The organism is Billgrantia bachuensis, from assembly GCF_011742165.1.
Taxonomy (GTDB): Bacteria; Pseudomonadota; Gammaproteobacteria; order Pseudomonadales; family Halomonadaceae; genus Halomonas; species Halomonas bachuensis.
This window is the reverse complement of sequence record NZ_JAAQTO010000080.1, coordinates 1-1,049: the sequence shown is the minus strand read 5'-3', so window position 1 is coordinate 1,049 and position 1,049 is coordinate 1. Positions and strand designations below refer to the sequence as shown.

General features: G+C 66.8%; 1 protein-coding gene. It reads left to right on the top strand.

What is annotated here, in order from left to right; genetic code table 11:
• A partial coding sequence (locus HBJ55_RS22210) for an S-(hydroxymethyl)glutathione dehydrogenase/class III alcohol dehydrogenase (protein ID WP_167120478.1) occupies positions 1-1,049 on the top strand: 1,049 nt, incomplete at both ends.

The window sequence follows — 1,049 nt, the reverse complement described above, 5'->3', positions numbered from 1 at the left end:
GAAATCGATGTCCAGGATCCCAAGGCCGGCGAAGTGCTGGTGCGCATCGCCGCGACCAGCGTCTGTCACACCGATGCCTTCACTCTCTCCGGCGCCGACCCGGAGGGGCTGTTTCCTTCCGTGCTGGGCCACGAGGGCGCCGGCATCGTCGAGGCGGTGGGCGAAGGGGTCACCAGCCTCCAGCCCGGCGATCACGTCATTCCGCTCTATACCGCCGAATGCGGCAAGTGCAAGTTCTGCCGCTCGGGCAAGACCAATCTGTGCCAGGCGGTGCGCGCCACCCAGGGCCAGGGGCTGATGCCCGACGGCACCTCGCGCTTCTCGCTCGACGGCCAGATGCTGCACCACTACATGGGCTGCTCCACCTTCAGCGAATACACCGTGCTGCCCGAGGTCTCGCTGGCCAAGGTCTCTCAGGAGGCGCCGCTGGACAAGATCTGCCTGCTCGGCTGCGGCGTGACCACCGGCATCGGTGCGGTGCTCAACACTGCCAAGGTCGAGCCGGGCTCCACCGTCGCCGTGTTCGGCCTCGGCGCCATCGGCCTGGCGGTGATCCAGGGCGCGCAGATGGCCAAGGCCAGCCGCATCATCGCCATCGACGTCAACCCGGACAAGTTCGAGCTGGCGCGCCAGTTCGGCGCCACCGACTTCGTCAATCCCAAGGAGCACTCGGACCCGATCCAGCAGGTGATCGTCGACCTGACCGACGGCGGGGTCGACTACTCCTTCGAGTGCATCGGCAACGTCAACGTGATGCGCTCGGCGCTGGAGTGCTGCCACAAGGGCTGGGGCGAGTCGGTGATCATCGGCGTGGCCGGGGCCGGCGAGGAGATCTCGACGCGGCCGTTCCAGCTGGTCACCGGTCGGGTGTGGCGCGGCTCGGCGTTCGGTGGGGTGAAGGGCAGGAGCGAGCTGCCCGGCTACGTGCAGCGCTACATGGACGGCGAGCTCAAGATCGACGAGTTCATCACCCACGAGATGCCGTTCGAGAAGATCAACGAGGCGTTCGAGCTGCTGCACGAGGGCAAGAGCATTCGTACCGTGCTTCG